The organism is Methylobacterium amylolyticum (assembly GCF_030700245.1).
Taxonomy (GTDB): domain Bacteria; phylum Pseudomonadota; class Alphaproteobacteria; order Rhizobiales; family Beijerinckiaceae; genus Methylobacterium.
The window spans coordinates 1-12,027 of the sequence record NZ_JAUYZI010000091.1; the positions used below are offsets into that span (position 1 = coordinate 1).

The window sequence follows — 12,027 nt, forward strand, 5'->3', positions numbered from 1 at the left end:
GGGCCACGTTGCGTATCGGCCCGGCGCTGGTGAGATCCGGGGTTCCCCCGCCCGTGAGCAGATCGGGCGGGGCCGAACCGCAGGACTCGAAAGCGAAGACATCCCCGCATCGTCGGGCTTCAGTGGCCGACCGCACGAGCGATCTTGCCCTCGACGGGCTGCACGAACTGCACATTCAAGCTCGCGCCGGCCCTGTGGCGGATCTCACACGTGACACGTCGCCTTTCGTCGTCGATCGTCATCACGAACCGTTCTGGGATCTGAGCGTGCCCGAGCACATGCAGCCGCGCGCCCCCGTCCGACAGGTCACGGACCGAACAAGCGACGCGCCCACCACCCGGCAGGTGGATCTCGGCAGGTAGCAGGACGCGAGTCCGCTTGTCGGTACGCCGCTCCTCCATCCCCACCGTCCAATCATCCAGGCTGGTGCTGATGCGCGACACACCGCTGGCCGCCTGCCGCATGCTGACCAGGATTTCCCCCGTCGCCCGCGCCTGCTCGTCGGTCGAGGCGCTCACCCCATCGACATGCCCACTGATCGCGCCAATCGCCGCGGTGATTGAGGCTAGGGTACCAGCCACCTCGTCCGACACGGTCTGCATGCCGACGATCTCACCGTTGATCCGCCCCGTAGCCGCAGCAGCCTGACCGGCCAGATCCTTCACCTCGGCCGCCACGACCGCGAAGCCGCGCCCGGCAGCCCCGGCCCGGGCCGCCTCAATAGTAGCATTCAGCGCCAGCAGGTTGATCTGCTGGGCGATCGACGAGATCGTCGCGACGACACCGCTCATCGCGCCCGCCGCGGCGCGCAATCGCTCGGTAGCGGCATCCGCCTCGCCGGCGCGTCCGTGGATCTCATCCACGCTAGCCTTGGACTCGGTCATGCTGCGCGAGATCTCCTGGGCCGCAGCATTCATGGTTTCCGCCGCGTCGGTGACCACTTGGACGCTGTCGAGCGTCCGCTCGGCTGCCGCCACCGCGACCGCGCGCGCCTCCATGTTCGCGGTGACATCGGTGGCGTACTTGACGATCTTGGTCAGCCGACCGCTGGGATCGAAGATTGGGTTGTAGCTCGCCTGGATCCATACCGAGCGGCCGTCCTTACCAAAGCGCTGAAACATGCCTGAAGCGAAATCGCCGCCGCGCAGACGGTCCCAGAAGGCCACGTACTCCGGCGTCCGCGCGTAGCCGGGCTCGACGAACATGGCGTGCGGCCGACCCCTCACCTCTTCAATCGTATAGCCGACCGCCTGTAGGAAGTTCGGGTTGGCGTCGAGGACCGTGCCATCGGGGGCAAACTCGATCACCGCCTGGGAGCGGTTGACGGCCGTCAACTGCCCGGCTGCGTCGGCGGTCTGTAGCTTTTGCGCGGTCACGTCGACTGCGAATTTCACCACCTTGACCACACGCCCGTCGGCGTCGGTGATCGGATTGTAGGTCGCCTGGATCCAGATCTCGCGCCCACCCTTCGCGAAGCGTCGGAACTCAGCCGACTGGTATTCTCCGCGGCCCAGCGCCGCCCAGAAGCTCTGGTAAGCCTCCCCGGCTTGCTCGGCCCTGTCGACGAACAGCCGGTGGTGCTGGCCCCTGATCTCGTCGAGGGTGTAACCGACCGCGGCGAGGAAGTTGGCGTTGGCGTCGAGGATCGTGCCGTCCGGGGCGAAGGCGATGACCGCCTGCGAGCGGTGAAGTGCCGCGATCTGGCCATCGAGGTCCAGGGCCTGGACGGTCTTCTCGGTGACGTCGGTGGCCAACTTGACGACCCGGGTCACCCGCCCGCCACGCCCGAGCACGGGATTGTAGGTCGCCTGGATCCACACCTCCCGGCCGTCCTTGGCCAAGCGCCGGAACGTGCGCGTCTGCCCCTCGCCGCGGCGCAAGGCGTCCCAGAACGCCCGATAGGCGGGGCCGTCGCGCTCATCCGCTCGGACGAACCGGCGATGGTGCTCGCCCTTCAGCTCGGCGAGCGTATAGCCCATCAGGTCGAGGAAGAGAGGGTTGGCGGTCAGCACCGTACCATCAGGGGTGAACTCGACCCGGGCCCGAGATCGGTCGATCGCCGTCATCAGCGCACGCAGGTCGGCATCAAAGAGTGGCATGAGGCGTCCATCACGATGCGTCGGCTAACATCGTCCGCTGCTGGTACGTGACTTTTGTTAATCAGTGGTCAATTGACGTTTCAGGTAACGTATACGTGTTGCTACGATGAAAATACGTCTTACGTCAGACTAGATCTTGAGTAGACGAGGACCGTGTCTACCGGGGGTTGTGGAACCGAACGTTCTCCCACCGCCTCATTCCGTGCGGTCAAACCGCTCTTCAGGTCGGCCGCAGGGGAACGGGCCGATCTGTGCGGACCCAGAAAGCTCCTTTTCTGACCTCGGATCGCCCAGTGCCGCTGTGCCGCGCGCCCGCGGTGCCTTGCCCCGGTCGCATCACTCTATGAGAGCCTGCCGCCTGCTGTCGTTGATCATGGATCAACCGCCAGCGCTTATCCTGACCCCGGGCCGTGTTGCGTACTTGGTCCCCGCCGCGAAAGCGGCATGTCCCCCGCCAGCCCGTGAGCAGATCGGTCGGGGCTGAACCGACCGCGAAAAATTATCGATTGCGGTCCAACGTGATCGGATCGATCACACCCCGACCGTCCCGCGTGCGCCGCTCGTCCGCTTCTCGTGCCATGCGGGCCCATTCAGCATCGAACCGATCGTAGAGCCGGGCCACGATGCCCAGCAGGAGATCGAGGACGACGCTGAACAGAGCTACCGATCCGATCACGGCGCGGGTGGCGATGTGCCCGACGCCCGACAAGAGACGGCCAAGCCAACGGAAGGGGTGCATGAGGTCCTGTTGGGATAGCGAATGCGGCGGGCGACCGCCCGGCCGATGACGCATCGGACTTCGTTCAGATCCCCGGACTCAGTGCGACTTATGGCGCAGCGCGAGGGTGCGTCAGGCCGCATGGCCCTGCGCCGCGGGCTGCCGTAGTCCGGCGCATGGCCGCCTGCTCCGCTCCGACCCTCCTCCCCAGCGCTGTCGATGTCTGGCGCCACGCGATCGAGGGCATCCCGGCCGACAAGCCGCCGTGCCGCTACCTGACGCCGGCCAAGTGGGCCGCCCTGCGTGAGGCAGCCATCGACTTCTGCGACCGATACGGCGCGGAGGCGCATCGGCTCGGATGGACGGCGTCACAGCTCTTCGGCGTTCACCCCCAGCACGGCACCCTGCGCGTCGATGGCTGCGGGGCGATGATGATCAACGGCCGGAAGGCGACCGGCGTGGACGCGGCTGGGGTGCAGCTCAGCAACCAGACCGCCCACCGAGACAAGCCGGGGCAGGAGACCGGCCCGCCGATCTGGGAGTTCGCAGCGAAGGCCAAGGCGCCGTGAGGAGCCTGCTGCGCCTGCCGCGCCTGCCGGATCTCGGCACGACCGCCCTGATGGTCGGCTTCACGTTGCTGGTGACGGCGCTGGCGGTGGTCGGGCTGTCGGGGTTGGTGCCGTAGGGGCTCGCCGATCTGGTCACGGGCACGCAACGCAGCCAACGCCATGGTGGGCACCCTGTAAAAGGACCCGATTTTTTATTCGGAAATAGGGGCAGTCGTGGAGAGACAAGTCGACCTGCGCGAGCCCTAAAAGCTTCTTTCCCGAGGCGAGTACGTGTGTACTTCTGCACCACGGGCCCGGTCGCCATACGCGGCGGATTTAATCCCCGACGGTGCGTGCTCGTCGGCACGTCACGGTAGCGTGATGCTCCCCATCTCAGGATCAACGGGATGCGACGGGGCCGGATAGGCCGGTCCCGCCCCCGGGGAGATCGAGAACCGCCATGACGACGACCCGCATCACCACGCTGGCCGCCGCCTTTGCCTTCGCCTTCACCGCGGCCGCGCTGTCGCCCGCCGTAGCCGCGCCGAGGTCCACCACTTGGACCGGCTTCGCCACGGACAGCGAGGTGACGGGCGCGATCGATCCCCGCGCAGGCGGCTTCCTGCGCAACCCGGCGACTTGCCCGATGAGTTCGGCGGCCGAGGGTAACGCGCGCCAGCAGAACTTCCCGGTGCAGCAGTACGGCCAAACCTCAGGCGGGAACCGCTGCTGATCGGTTCAGCGCAGGGCAACTGCCTGAAACTCGCTTCCTACGTGCTAGTCGCCCTCCTCGCGGGCGATCTGGCCTTGGTGGCGATCATCGCGATCGAGGTACTGCTCGGCCCCTGATGCGCTGGTCGGCAAGTCACCGCGGCGGGAATACGCGAGCGGCCTCCGGCGCGAGAGCGACAAGACCCATCCCCCGGCCCCGTCCCTATGTGCCTGGGTCAGCGATGTAGGTCGCGCGGTAGCCGGGCGGCCGCATCATCGCAGCTCGCCCGGCTCGCGCGCATCCCCGGCGGTGTCGCGGCGGGTCAGGACCACATGCGGTCTAGGCTGATCGACGGCAAGCCTGCTTGTGGGCAGGCAGGCAAGTGGGCGTCACGCGGAGTGCTGGCTGCGTTGGTGAGGCCACAGACAGCGGCCGGCATGCCGTGTTGAAGTCAGGCAGACGATTCGTCTCGTGGGCCTGTGGGCAGGCCCGCAGGGCGGCAGGCAGGATCGAGGACAGGCAGGAGAGCGGGCGTGCGGACAATCGCCGTCATCAGCCAGAAGGGTGGCGTCGGGAAATCGACGGTCGCCGTCCACCTCGCGGTCGCCGGCACGCTGGCGGGCCTGCGAACGGCGCTCGTCGATCTCGACCCTCAGGCCACGGCCCGGAAGTGGGGAGACAAGCGCCAGGCGCCCGAGCCGGAGGTGATCGGCGACCATGCCGAGCGGCTGCCGCAGCTCGTCGAGGCGGCGCGCGCGAACGGCGCCGATCTCCTTGTGATCGACACGGCCCCGAACGCGGACCGGGCGTCGCTGGCCGCGGCGCGGGCCGCCGACCTGATCCTGATCCCGTGCCGGCCGGCAGCCTTCGATCTGGAGGCGATCGAGGCGACGCGCGATCTCGCGACCATCGCCAAGCGCCCCTCGTGGGTGGTGCTGTCCTCGGCGCCGACCCGGAGCGCGATCGTCGAGGAGGCACGCCGTGGGCTTGAGGAACAGGGCGCGAAGGTCGCCCCGCAGGTGATCCATCAGCGGGTCGCCTACAGCTACGCCGTGATCGACGGGCGCACCGCCTCCGAATATGAGCCCGACGGCAAGGCGGCCGAGGAAGTGGCCGCCCTGTTCGCGTGGGCACGCGAGCAAGTGGGCCTGCCGGCAGGCGGGCAGGTCGGCAAGACGTCGAGGGGGCAAGCGTGACGAAGCGGCCGAGCCTGTTCAGCCCGAAGGCGGCGCCCGCTCCGGAGCCTGCGGCGGAGACGCCACGCCAGCCGGAACCGCTGGTGCCCTCAGATCCTGTGATCCCGGCCCGCGAGGCGCCGCGCACGGCCGCCCCCGGCCCCGCCACGAAGTACCCGAAGGCTTCGACCCGCGAGGGCAAGCGGGTGGTGACGGCCTACGTCTCGCCCGAGGCGTTCCGGCAGCTCAAGGTGATCGCGGCCGGCGAGGACGCCCAGATCCAAGACCTTCTCGCGGAAGGGCTCAACGCCGTGTTCGAGAAGCGCGGCCTGTCGAGGATCGCGTGATGGCAGGGCAGCGAGCTACCGAGGACGCCTCAAGCCCCAAGGATGAGCTGAGGCTGGCGAAGGGACAATCGACCAGTGATGCCCCCGAGGGCTGGCCAGCCGGAGTTCGCCCGATTTCATGGGCAGCCTTTGATCTGATGGGAGTGGACGGGGAAGGGCTACTGTACTGGGATGGCCGGCCAGTCGAGGTTCGGCGCCGCCTCGATCTGAGCCGGGGCGAGCGGCTATTTGCCATCGTCGTCGGCATTTTCACGATCCTCGGAGGCATCGGCGCCATCGCGCAGGGTTGGGCGGCTGCTCATCAGTGGGCGTGTCAGACGGAGATCGTCGCCACGGGGTGCCCCAGGAGATGACCGCTGGACGTCATGTCGCCCTGCCTGTCTGACTGCCTGTGGGCAGGCCCACAATCCGGCTCGCCGGCCTTGCGGCAGTCCTGCACCTAGCGTAACTTGTGATAAGTGTTCTTCTCGAAAGTTTGGCTGGTAGGCGGCGCCTATGGCAGCGATCCATCTGATAGACGGAACGGGCGGTGCCCGGCTGCCGCCCAAGCCGCCGGTCGGCGCGGCGTGCAACGGCTGCGGGTTCTGCTGCGCGGCCGAGCCCTGCGGGATCGCGCGGGAGTACATCGGCGCCGGTGCCGAGGGCCCGTGCCCGGCGCTGGAATTCGAGGCCGGCCGGTTCTGGTGCGGCATGGTCCGTCGGCCGGGCCACTACCTCGGGCTGCCGCACGACTGGGCGGACGCGGCGATCGGTGCGACGGTCGCGGAGGCGCTGGGCGCCGGGCGAGGGTGCGATGCCGAAGCCTGACACCCTGCCGGCCGAAACCTTGCACCATGTGCAAACTTTGCCCGCCGAGGCCGCAGCGCTCGTGCGCAGCTATCAGCGCGCCAGCAAGGCCGATGCGACCGTGCGGGCCTACACGGCGGACGCGCGCGTGTTCGAGGCATGGTGCGTCCGGTACGGGTTCCGGCCGCTGCCGGCCAGCCCGCAGGCGGTGGCTGGCTTCCTCGTCGCGGAGGCGGAGGAGGGCCGGGCGGCCTCGACGCTCGGGCGTCGGCTCGCCGCGATCCGCTATGCTCACAAGCTCGCCGGCCAGCCCGACCCAACGGACGACGAGGGCGTGCGGGCCGCGATGAGGGGCGCCCGGCGCAAGGTGGGCGTGGCCCCGACACAGAAGGCCGCCGCGACCGCCGACGTGCTGGCCGCGCTGCTGATGCGGACGCCGGACACCCTGACCGGCAAGCGGGATCGGGCGCTACTGGCGCTGGGCTTCGCCGGGGCGTTCCGCCGGTCCGAACTCGTCGCGCTCGATGTCGAGGACCTGCGCGAGGACCCTGAGGGGCTGCGCGTCATGGTCCGCCGGTCGAAGGTCGACCAAGAGGGCAGGGGCCTGGAGAAGGCGATACCGCATGGGCGGTTCATCCGACCGGTGGCGCTGGTGCGCGAGTGGCTGGACGCGGCCGGCATCGTCTCGGGCCCGGTGTTCCGGCCGGTGTCGCGGTCGGGGAACGTCCGCTCCCCCGATCCGGGGACCGGCGAGCCGCCCCGGCTGACGACGCAGGCGGTCGCGGACATCGTGAAGCGGTACTGCACGGTTGCCGGTCTCGATGCGGCGACGTTCGGGGCACATAGCCTGCGGGCGGGTTACATCACGTCGGCAGCCGAGCGGGGCGCCGACCTCGCCCGGATCATGGATCAGTCGGGGCACCGGGATCCGCGGACGGTCGTCGGGTACATCCGGCGGGCGAACGCCTTCAAGGGGCACTCGGGGAGCGGGTTCCTATGACCACCGAACACGATATGGCGGTCGCGATGGCGACAGAGATCGGCAAGCAGGTGCCGGTCAAGCAGGTCTACGAAGACGCCGGATCACCGGCTGTCCGGCAGCTCGGCGCCACCCTTGAAGACATTGTGAAATGCGTTCGCCTCGTTGGCTTTCCTGTCCAGTGGCTAGCAGTCCAGCAGGATAAATTCCGAGCGCGTATCGAAAGAGCTAAATCACAAGTTCCACCCGAAAATTTGATGCTCCCTGCCCCAGAGATATTGGGACCAATCCTCGAAGGCATTCGCTACCACATAGACGACACGCCTATTACAGAAATGTTCGAGGCGCTTCTTGCCAGATCCATGGACAAGGATCGCGCGGACGAGGCGCATCCGGCTTTTATTCAAATAATTAAGTCTCTTTCGCCTGGTGAAGCACTTATTTTGAATAGAGTGCACGGATCTGATCTTGTAATCGAATGGTACGAAATTCCGAGCACAGACGGCAAACCAAATGAAATGATAGCGAAAGACCTAGGTGGGATTGACGATTTTATAGAAAACGTTCCAAAATACGCTCTATACTTAAATCATCTTCATAGCTTAAATCTTTGCACTTCTCACAGTCATAGCGATCAAACCAATCCAGAAAGGTTCGTATGCACTATGACGATCAGCCTACAAACAGTTGGGGCACATCTCATGAAGGCATGTTCTCGACCGGAGATGTCGGCCTAAGGGATTGCTGGGCGGTTGGGTTGCCACCCCGTCAGGAACGCCTCGACCTCCGCCGCCAGCGCGCGGTCGGCCGGGGAGGGCGATGCGGATAGGGCCGTGACCATCGCGCCCACGGACGGCCAGTCCGAGGCCACGTCGCGCAGGGCGGCCACGATCTGCCGATCCAGGGCGTCGTCGGAGAGACGGGCGGGGCTGGTCACGCCGCGCTCTGCGGTCGGTGGCGGGCGAGGTAGTCGTCGAGGAAGGTCCGCATGTCCTTGGCGACCTCCTGCTCGAACGGCTCCGGCGAAGCCGCGTAGCTGGCGATCATCGTGTCGTAGGTCGGGAAGTCGGCCGCCAGCAGGTTCATGTGCCGGATGACCTCATGCTCCAACTCCTCCTCCGACATGCGGGCGAGGGCGCTGTAGCTGGGATCGCGCTCCAGCTTGACGATGCGGGTTTCCAGCTCGCGCAGCCTCATCGCCGGGCGTCCTCGATCTCGGAGAGGCGCCGGTGCAGGTCGGCCGCGGTGATCGCCTCGATGTGGGCCGAGACCGCCTTGCCGATGTCGGCGGCCTCGGAAGGGGTGATGTCGCCGTTCACCACGGCCCGCAGCAGCGCCTCGGTGGCCTTCGGCAGGTCGGCCGCGGTGTCGATCGGTGGCAGGTCGAAGGTGACGCTGCGGTCGCGTCGAGGGGCCAGGAGGCGGTCCAGGCACAGCTTCATCGCCGGGCCGTCGCCGTTCAGGGCCATCTCGATCGCGCGGCGGGACAGTTTCTCGGACTCGCCCTCGAAGATCGCCTCCAGGGCGAGGGTGGAGCGGTTGCGAGAGCCCTTGGGGCGACCGGCGGGGTTGCCGGAGCGGCCTGGCTCGAAGTGGGTATCCTCGCGCGGCATGGGTCATCGTCCGGTCGGGGTCGCCTGTAAACAACAGGCTAGAAACAGGTTGGATGATAGATAGCACCGGCTATGAGGTTTCACGACTGCGGCTCCTCAGGCGGCGCCACCAAGACCCGTAGCCCCTCGGCGAGGCCCTGAAGCGCGGCGGCAGCGGCCTGCTGGCGGACATCCCGAGCGTCCTCGCGGATCTCCAGCGTCACGGCGGCGGCCACCGCCATCTGGCGGGCGGCCTCGATGCCGGCGGCGAAGGCGGAGCGCTCGCCTGGGGTCATCAAGGCAGCCGTCCGGAGCGCACCGCGGCGCGTTCGATGTCGTCCCGGCGCCCATCGGATCGCCGGCCGCCGTCGCTGACCAGCCTGTCCAAAATGGGTGCGGCGACGGCCCCGCCCTGCGCCTCGCTCAGGGACCGGATCTGCCGCCGCACCGCGTGCCGGTAGGCGCTGGCGGCACAGGGCCCGACGATGTGGCCGGCCTCCTTGGACTCGAACAGGCGGGTCAGTTCGGTGGCGGGATCCGTCACGGCCGCGTTCTCCCGGCCGGAGCGGGCAGCAGCTCGCCCCACGCGCTGCGGATGATGGCAGCTCGGGCGTCGGCCTTCGCCGGATCTGCCTCGGCGATCTCGTCCATGAGGGTGTCGAGCGCCTGGATCCCACCGGCCGCATCCGCCTCGATGCCCTTCCGGCGCAGGGCCGAGCGGAAGGCGATGGCGGCCGGAGCGTCAGGGCCGTGCCGCTCGATGGCCTGCACTAGGGCGAGCACGCTGGCGGCGGTGACGGGCTCGGGGGCGAGGGCAGGGCGGGTCACGGCTGCGTCCTCCGGATGGTGCCGACGGTGGTGGGGGAGACGCCGGCCCGGCGGGCAATCTCGCGATCCGTGAGGCCCTGGTCGAGGAGGGCGAGCACGTCGCGGCGCTTGTCGGCGTTGGTGCGGCGCTGGGGGTACCCATCGGGCGGGTACCCTTCGGTGGCCAAGGGGGTATCGGATCGTGACCCCCTTTTGAGGTGTCCAGATTGGACAGAGGGGGATGGTGATCCGCCACCCCCTTCGCCATGCGGCCCCTGTCCATCTTGGACGGGCTGCGCATCCTGCTCTCGGATCCGCTGGCCCATGCGCTCGATGTCGGCGCGGAGGGTGGCGAGACGGGCGCCATTCTCCCGCGCGTCCCGGCGGTCCAGGTGCTCGAACCACGACACGCGGGCGCGGAGGTCGTTCAGCGACAGGGCCGGGGTCTCGTCCAGCATCCGCTCCAGGAGGCGGCACCGGATCTGCACCGGGTTCGATTGGTCCCCGCAGGCGGAGCCGCGGGCCTCGCGGTCGCTACACAGCTTGTCCCAGAACGCCAACTCCTCCCACGCGCCGCGGACGGTGGCCGGCATCGGCCAAGCCGCCTCGACGGTCGCCACGATCGCGGCCGGCACCTTGCTCAGCGGGTAGGCGTCCCAGCCACGGTCGGGGCCGAACTGAGCGGCATACCGGGCGGCCGCCTCGTCCAGTGCGCGCTCAATCGGGCCGGGCTCGAACACGGCTTCCTCGGTGCCGTACTCCTCCAGCACCTCGCGCCAGCGCGCGGAGCGCTCCCGCTCGCGCTGGGCCTTCTGCTCCCGGAAGTACGGGGTGTCGAAGAAGTCGGCCATGTTGACCGTGCGGAAGGCTGCGACCTCCACCGGCGGCGCGTCCAGCTTGGACACCGCCTCCGCGACCGTCATCCCGGCCTTGCGGGCGAGGGTCTTCATCCGGGCGGCGGCCGACGCCCTCTCGCCCGGGTGGGTGGTGGCGTCGTGCAGGGCGCGCACCTTGGCGAAGGTTTCGAGGCCGGCGGTCATCGGCTCCTCAGGCTGCCCAAGCGCCGCGGCTGTCGCCGATGCCGTCCCACGCCTTGTCGATCATGTCCCGCCGGCGCTCGGCGTGGCGGGGATCGAGGCCAGCGGCCCGGTGACAGATCGCGCGCATACCGCGCACCGACCCGGTGAGCTGAAACGCCCTCTCTCCATGGGGGCGCAGCAGCGGTGCGGCCTCGTGGGATGCGCGGTCGGCGATGACGAGACAGGTCAGCTCCCTGGAGATCTCGGACACAAGGCCGGCGATCGGACCGCGGATCGGGAGAGCGGCGGCATCTCGGTCGAGGGCGGCCAACTCCTCGCGGGCGCTGGCCGACGATCCGAACGGGTGCGGGAAGGTGAAGGGGGCGGCGTCGGGCATGCGCGGGGCTCCTCAGGCTGGACGGTGAAGGGCGGCGAACGAGCAGAGCACCGACCTGCGGTCGAGCGCGGCCAGGGCGTCGAGCTGGCGCAGGGCCGGCTCAAGCTGTCCGGGGTCGGTCTCGGCGCGGCGCAGGGTCTCGGCGAAGGCGTGACCGCGGGGGCCGAGCGACAGACGGGTGATGGCGCGCAGGCTGCGGAGCCGGGCGACGCGCTCGGTGCGGTCGATACCGTCGGCCCAGGGGCCGAACCTGTCGGCGGCGGCGATCATGGGCGACCGCCCGGCACGGGCCGGATAGGGGTTTGAGGGGTTTTAGGGGTTGGTTTCACCCCTATACATAAAACTGTCCTGCAACTTCCCGCGTGATGGTCATAGGAAACCCCTAGGGTGTGTGGACTGTTGGGGTTCACGTTCAGCGGGAGGCGTGATTCAAGGCTGTCTTTTGGAGGACAGCCTTGAGCGTTCAGGATCGCTTGGTTCTCAGCGACGCGCAGTGGGAGCGGATGGCACCGCTGATCATCGGACGTCCCGATCAGCGCGGCTCGACCGGGCGCGACAACCGGATGTTCGTCGAAGGCGTGCTGTGGATCGTGCGCACCGGCGCGCCCTGGCGTGATCTGCCCGCTGCGTTCGGTGAGTGGAACAGCGTGTTCCGCCGCTTCAGCCGCTGGAGCCAGAAGGGCGTGTGGTGGCGCATCTTCGCGGCGCTGTCGGATGATCCCGATTTCGAGTACCTGATCGTGGATTCCACCATCGTGCGCGCCCACCAACATGCGGCGGGCGCGAAAAAAGGGGGTCTGGCGATCAGCCCGCGTCCGAGCCGGCCCCCGATCAGGCGCTCGGCCGCT

The 12,027-nt window shown here is 68.4% G+C and carries 19 protein-coding genes; 8 read left to right on the plus strand and 11 right to left on the minus strand.

Translation table 11 applies throughout. The features are described 5' to 3' along the window. Positions 1 to 119: 119 nt before the first annotated feature. On the minus strand, positions 120 to 2,099 hold the full coding sequence (locus Q8W71_RS31250; protein WP_305528530.1) for a PAS domain-containing protein: 1,980 nt from the start codon (positions 2,097 to 2,099) through the stop codon (positions 120 to 122). 499 nt (positions 2,100 to 2,598) lie between these two features. Then, on the minus strand, positions 2,599 to 2,838 hold the full coding sequence (locus tag Q8W71_RS31255; protein WP_305529047.1) for a hypothetical protein: 240 nt from the start codon (positions 2,836 to 2,838) through the stop codon (positions 2,599 to 2,601). Positions 2,839 to 2,993: 155 nt separating this feature from the next. Between Q8W71_RS31255 and Q8W71_RS31260 the strand changes: the two genes are divergently transcribed. From Q8W71_RS31260 to Q8W71_RS31290, 7 genes are all read left to right on the plus strand, one after another. Further along, complete coding sequence (locus Q8W71_RS31260) at positions 2,994 to 3,386, plus strand: hypothetical protein (RefSeq protein ID WP_305529258.1); 393 nt, start codon at positions 2,994 to 2,996, stop codon at positions 3,384 to 3,386. 439 nt (positions 3,387 to 3,825) lie between these two features. Then, entirely contained in the window at positions 3,826 to 4,098 is a 273-nt protein-coding gene (locus Q8W71_RS31265) for a hypothetical protein (RefSeq protein ID WP_305529259.1), read from the plus strand. A gap of 512 nt (positions 4,099 to 4,610) precedes the next feature. Next, positions 4,611 to 5,273 (plus strand): ParA family partition ATPase, encoded by a 663-nt coding sequence (parA, locus tag Q8W71_RS31270; RefSeq protein WP_305529260.1) that lies wholly within the window; start codon positions 4,611 to 4,613, stop codon positions 5,271 to 5,273. A gap of 83 nt (positions 5,274 to 5,356) precedes the next feature. Then, positions 5,357 to 5,599, plus strand: coding sequence for a ribbon-helix-helix domain-containing protein (locus Q8W71_RS31275; protein ID WP_305529261.1), 243 nt, complete (start codon positions 5,357 to 5,359; stop codon positions 5,597 to 5,599). A 495-nt stretch (positions 5,600 to 6,094) separates the two neighbouring features. Beyond that, positions 6,095 to 6,406 (plus strand): hypothetical protein, encoded by a 312-nt coding sequence (locus Q8W71_RS31280; RefSeq protein WP_305529262.1) that lies wholly within the window; start codon positions 6,095 to 6,097, stop codon positions 6,404 to 6,406. Beyond that, a complete protein-coding gene (locus Q8W71_RS31285) occupies positions 6,393 to 7,385 on the plus strand; it encodes a site-specific integrase (RefSeq protein WP_305529263.1) in 993 nt (330 codons plus the stop codon). Before Q8W71_RS31280 ends, Q8W71_RS31285 begins: the two co-directional genes overlap by 14 nt. Further along, positions 7,382 to 8,101, plus strand: a complete 720-nt coding sequence (locus Q8W71_RS31290; protein ID WP_305529264.1) for a DUF4393 domain-containing protein — start codon at positions 7,382 to 7,384, stop codon at positions 8,099 to 8,101. The genes Q8W71_RS31285 and Q8W71_RS31290 overlap by 4 nt, the downstream gene beginning before the upstream one ends. On the opposite strand, the gene Q8W71_RS31295 is transcribed toward Q8W71_RS31290, so the two are convergent. The 9 genes from Q8W71_RS31295 to Q8W71_RS31335 form a co-directional block, all read right to left on the minus strand. Then, positions 8,098 to 8,301, minus strand: coding sequence for a hypothetical protein (locus Q8W71_RS31295; protein ID WP_305529265.1), 204 nt, complete (start codon positions 8,299 to 8,301; stop codon positions 8,098 to 8,100). The two genes, Q8W71_RS31290 and Q8W71_RS31295, sit on opposite strands and share 4 nt — an antisense overlap. Then, positions 8,298 to 8,561, minus strand: coding sequence for a hypothetical protein (locus Q8W71_RS31300; protein ID WP_305529266.1), 264 nt, complete (start codon positions 8,559 to 8,561; stop codon positions 8,298 to 8,300). Before Q8W71_RS31300 ends, Q8W71_RS31295 begins: the two co-directional genes overlap by 4 nt. Further along, on the minus strand, positions 8,558 to 8,977 hold the full coding sequence (locus tag Q8W71_RS31305) for a DUF5681 domain-containing protein (RefSeq protein ID WP_305529267.1): 420 nt from the start codon (positions 8,975 to 8,977) through the stop codon (positions 8,558 to 8,560). Before Q8W71_RS31305 ends, Q8W71_RS31300 begins: the two co-directional genes overlap by 4 nt. 80 nt (positions 8,978 to 9,057) lie before the next feature. Further along, positions 9,058 to 9,252, minus strand: a complete 195-nt coding sequence (locus tag Q8W71_RS31310; protein ID WP_305529268.1) for a hypothetical protein — start codon at positions 9,250 to 9,252, stop codon at positions 9,058 to 9,060. Continuing rightward, positions 9,252 to 9,500 (minus strand): hypothetical protein, encoded by a 249-nt coding sequence (locus tag Q8W71_RS31315; protein WP_305529269.1) that lies wholly within the window; start codon positions 9,498 to 9,500, stop codon positions 9,252 to 9,254. Before Q8W71_RS31315 ends, Q8W71_RS31310 begins: the two co-directional genes overlap by 1 nt. Next, positions 9,497 to 9,784, minus strand: a complete 288-nt coding sequence (locus Q8W71_RS31320; protein WP_305529270.1) for a hypothetical protein — start codon at positions 9,782 to 9,784, stop codon at positions 9,497 to 9,499. Before Q8W71_RS31320 ends, Q8W71_RS31315 begins: the two co-directional genes overlap by 4 nt. Continuing rightward, entirely contained in the window at positions 9,781 to 10,803 is a 1,023-nt protein-coding gene (locus Q8W71_RS31325; protein WP_305529271.1) for a helix-turn-helix domain-containing protein, read from the minus strand. The genes Q8W71_RS31320 and Q8W71_RS31325 overlap by 4 nt, the downstream gene beginning before the upstream one ends. 7 nt (positions 10,804 to 10,810) lie before the next feature. Beyond that, positions 10,811 to 11,179, minus strand: coding sequence for a hypothetical protein (locus Q8W71_RS31330; RefSeq protein ID WP_305529272.1), 369 nt, complete (start codon positions 11,177 to 11,179; stop codon positions 10,811 to 10,813). 12 nt (positions 11,180 to 11,191) lie between these two features. Next, a complete protein-coding gene (locus Q8W71_RS31335) occupies positions 11,192 to 11,449 on the minus strand; it encodes a hypothetical protein (protein ID WP_305529273.1) in 258 nt (85 codons plus the stop codon). A gap of 185 nt (positions 11,450 to 11,634) precedes the next feature. Between Q8W71_RS31335 and Q8W71_RS31340 the strand changes: the two genes are divergently transcribed. Next, positions 11,635 to 12,027 (plus strand): IS5 family transposase (locus tag Q8W71_RS31340; RefSeq protein WP_305528398.1); only part of this gene is annotated, 393 nt, incomplete at its 3' end.

Coding starts and splice junctions, on each gene's coding strand:
- Q8W71_RS31335 (WP_305529273.1), bottom strand. CDS start 11,449: ATGATCGCCGCCGCCGACAGGTTCGGCCCCTGGGCCGACGGTATCGAC.
- Q8W71_RS31285 (WP_305529263.1), top strand. CDS start 6,393: ATGCCGAAGCCTGACACCCTGCCGGCCGAAACCTTGCACCATGTGCAA.
- Q8W71_RS31330 (WP_305529272.1), bottom strand. CDS start 11,179: ATGCCCGACGCCGCCCCCTTCACCTTCCCGCACCCGTTCGGATCGTCG.
- Q8W71_RS31255 (WP_305529047.1), bottom strand. CDS start 2,838: ATGCACCCCTTCCGTTGGCTTGGCCGTCTCTTGTCGGGCGTCGGGCAC.
- Q8W71_RS31265 (WP_305529259.1), top strand. CDS start 3,826: ATGACGACGACCCGCATCACCACGCTGGCCGCCGCCTTTGCCTTCGCC.
- Q8W71_RS31310 (WP_305529268.1), bottom strand. CDS start 9,252: ATGACCCCAGGCGAGCGCTCCGCCTTCGCCGCCGGCATCGAGGCCGCC.
- Q8W71_RS31325 (WP_305529271.1), bottom strand. CDS start 10,803: ATGACCGCCGGCCTCGAAACCTTCGCCAAGGTGCGCGCCCTGCACGAC.
- Q8W71_RS31260 (WP_305529258.1), top strand. CDS start 2,994: ATGGCCGCCTGCTCCGCTCCGACCCTCCTCCCCAGCGCTGTCGATGTC.
- Q8W71_RS31290 (WP_305529264.1), top strand. CDS start 7,382: ATGACCACCGAACACGATATGGCGGTCGCGATGGCGACAGAGATCGGC.
- Q8W71_RS31280 (WP_305529262.1), top strand. CDS start 6,095: ATGGCAGCGATCCATCTGATAGACGGAACGGGCGGTGCCCGGCTGCCG.
- Q8W71_RS31300 (WP_305529266.1), bottom strand. CDS start 8,561: ATGAGGCTGCGCGAGCTGGAAACCCGCATCGTCAAGCTGGAGCGCGAT.
- Q8W71_RS31250 (WP_305528530.1), bottom strand. CDS start 2,099: ATGCCACTCTTTGATGCCGACCTGCGTGCGCTGATGACGGCGATCGAC.
- Q8W71_RS31305 (WP_305529267.1), bottom strand. CDS start 8,977: ATGCCGCGCGAGGATACCCACTTCGAGCCAGGCCGCTCCGGCAACCCC.